This is a genomic window from Pseudanabaena sp. 'Roaring Creek' (assembly GCF_001402795.1).
Classification (GTDB): Bacteria; Cyanobacteriota; Cyanobacteriia; order Pseudanabaenales; family Pseudanabaenaceae; genus Pseudanabaena.
This window is the reverse complement of the sequence record NZ_LIRE01000478.1, coordinates 1-2,481: the sequence shown is the minus strand read 5'-3', so window position 1 is coordinate 2,481 and position 2,481 is coordinate 1. Positions and strand designations below refer to the sequence as shown.

At 43.5% G+C, this 2,481-nt stretch carries 2 protein-coding genes; both read right to left on the bottom strand.

Going from position 1 to position 2,481, the window contains the following annotated elements; all coding sequences use genetic code 11:
* Nucleotides 1-386: 386 nt before the first annotated feature.
* Nucleotides 387-1,070, bottom strand: coding sequence for a two-component system response regulator RppA (rppA, locus tag AC805_RS15165; RefSeq protein WP_055076198.1), 684 nt, complete (start codon nt 1,068-1,070; stop codon nt 387-389).
* Nucleotides 1,071-1,466: 396 nt separating this feature from the next.
* A complete protein-coding gene (locus AC805_RS15160) occupies nt 1,467-2,252 on the bottom strand; it encodes an RNA methyltransferase (protein ID WP_055076197.1) in 786 nt (261 codons plus the stop codon).
* Nucleotides 2,253-2,481: the final 229 nt, after the last annotated feature.

Sequence of the window (2,481 nt, the reverse complement as noted above, 5' to 3'; positions counted from 1 at the left end):
ATTTTACATATGTTATGTTCGCCTTGAAGCGACCTGCCAATTTTAAAAGCCTTGCTAAGTAATACCAAATCACAAAATGGCGTAGCCATTTTGTGATTTTTAAAACCCTTACTGGGTTTGGTTTTCAATTCCCAAAAGTGTAGCCACACTTTTGGGAATTGGTATAAGTGGGCTTAATTAAATATAGAACCCTAAAACCTGCGGCACACGCTGCGCGTACGCCGCAGGTTTTAGCTCTGGATTTTAATTATGCTGAGGTACTTACTCCCCCCTTATACCAATTACTTATGCTTAGCTACTTAAAGCCTTTAAAAAATATCAGTATTTATTTATAACGTAAAGCATAATTAGCCACATGCTTTAACTAAAGTCCTTAACTCAAGGCTTTAACCAAACCGATATCCTTTACCGTATACAGTATTTATCAGAGAGGTTTGGCGATCGCGATCGATTTTGCGTCGTAATAACTTGATCTGAGCCACAAGCGCATTACTCGTTGGCGCAGTTTCTTCCTCCTTCCATAAATATTGGTAAATTTGTTCGTGGCTGAGTAACTGATTGGGATGCAGCATAAAGTATTCCAAAAGTTGATACTCTCTTTCGGTTAAAGCGATCGCAATTTGCTCTCGATATACGACTTGATTATCACGATCTAGTTCCAAATTCCCATAACTCAATTTTGCAGGGTCGCTAGCGGGAGCAAGTGGCGGCAGCGATCGGCGCAGTAAGGCTCTCACCCTAGCCAGTAATTCACGTAGTTCAAAGGGTTTAACAAGATAGTCATCGGCTCCGCTATCCAAACCCTCAACGCGATCGTCAAGGGTATCTTTTGCTGTCAGCATGAGTACAGGGGTAAGATATCCAGCTTGGCGTAGGGTCTTACAGATCTCAACCCCTGACTTCTCTGGCATCATCCAATCTAATATTAATAGGTCATAATTCCCAGCCTGAGCCAATTCCCAGCCGCGATCGCCAGTAGTAGCGCTATCGACCACATAGCCTTGACTTGTCAAAATCCTTTGTAATGGCTCGGCGAGCTCTTCTTCATCATCTACTAACAAGATGCGCATAAATCCCTACATAAATTCCTACAGCAATTTTCGATCAAAAGAACCACAAGAAACTTTTTGAAATTGTTGCTTCGCAACAATTTCAAAAAGTTTCTTGGTTTGGATTTGAGCGCAAAGCGCTGTAAATTCCTAGTACTTGTCAAACTTTCCATGTCAAACTTTCCATATCAAACTTTCCCTAATTGCGTCACCGCAACATGAGAAAAACCAATGGCACAAGTAGCTAGGCATAAGTAAACTTAAAACCCAGAAGAGCATACCGCACGCTGCGCGTGCGGTACTCTCGCTAGCTATTGCGGTTTTCAAATGAGTGCGTACTCATTTGAAAACAAAAAACAATTCTAGTAAGGGTTTTGAGTTTTCATTTTGCCGTAGGCAAAATGAAAACTGCAATACTTATCGGCGCTGACGCTTCGCTTCATAGAGCAGCAGGGACGCACATACAGCTACATTCAGGGACTCTACCCGATCGCTTTGAGGAATCGCCACAGCTTCATCGGCAAGTTCGATTAATTCCGCTGACAAGCCATTTCCTTCATTGCCCAACAAAATTAAAGTCGGTTGCGTGAAGTCGTAGTCCCAATAGGTTTTCTGGGCATTGGCTAGCGTCGCGATAACTTTTATCCCCTGTTCTTGCAATTGGCGAATATCTGCGGCAAGATGGGTGCTTGTTTGCATGGCACAGCGAAACCATTGTCCTGCGGTGGCGCGAATAATTTTAGGATTAGTTAAATCAACACTATCGCTACTCACCAAGATGCCATCAATGCCCACTGCGACTGCTGATCTCACGATCGCGCCAATATTTCCGGGATCTTGAATTGTCTCTAGGGCTAAACCAAGAGTCTGGATTTTGGCAGTTTCTCGCGATGGTAAGCATGCTGCCGCGATCGCTCCATCGGGATTTTTAGTCGTCGCGATCGCTTGGATTACTTCTTCTGATACGATTTCGAGTCTATCAATTTCCTCTACAGATGCTTCAATGCGAGCGTACAGTTCGGGATTAGAGATAATCCACTTTTCGGTACAGCAGACAATAGATAGGGGATAAGCCGTAGTGATCGCTTCCGTCAGTGCGTGGGTTCCCTCCACTAAAAAGAGCCCATGCTCTTTCCGATCCTTCGCTGTTTCACCAAGCGATCGTAATTGTTTGACTAATGGATTTTTGGTACTGGTGAGCAAGTCTTAGTCCTACGATGAAAATCAACATACGCTTCAAATTATAGCAATCTCGAATGATTCTCAAAAACAACGAACCACAAGGAGATTTTTGAAAGCGTTGCTTCGCAACGCTTTCAAAAATCTCCTTGGTTTGGGTTTGAGCGCAAAGCGCTTTAAGTCAAACCCAATAGAGAGTGGCGGCGCTTCGCGCTGCCACTCTCTATTGGGTTTGATTTTTGTCCTAACATTA

Excerpts from the sequence above, each read along its gene's own strand:
- rppA (WP_055076198.1), bottom strand. The coding sequence starts at position 1,070 with ATGCGCATCTTGTTAGTAGATGATGAAGAAGAGCTCGCCGAGCCATTA.